We start from the raw sequence: 335 nt of genomic DNA on the forward strand, positions 1-335 counted from the left end.
TAGTTCTTGCCCTGGCTGGCGTTGGCGAGCTTCTTGCGCAGCTTGCAGATGAACACGTCGATGATCTTCAGCTCGGGTTCGTCCATGCCGCCGTAGAGATGGTTGAGGAACATCTCCTTGGTGAGCGTCGTGCCCTTCCGCAGCGAGAGGAGTTCCAGCATCTGGTACTCCTTGCCAGTGAGGTGCACCCGGGCGCCGCCGACCTCGACGGTCTTCTGGTCGAGGTTCACGATCAGGTCGTCGATGGTGATCACCGACTGGGCGTGGCCCTTCGACCGGCGCACGATGGCGTGGATGCGGGCGACCAGCTCGTCCTTGTGGAACGGCTTGGTGAG

The 335-nt window shown here is 62.1% G+C and carries 1 protein-coding gene; it reads right to left on the reverse strand.

Annotated elements, in window-relative coordinates; translation table 11 throughout:
- The coding region (locus AC0IY0_RS28775) for a response regulator transcription factor (RefSeq protein ID WP_471766482.1) at positions 1-335 on the reverse strand (335 nt) is incomplete at both ends.

Source organism: Methylobacterium sp. AC315, assembly GCF_979253755.1.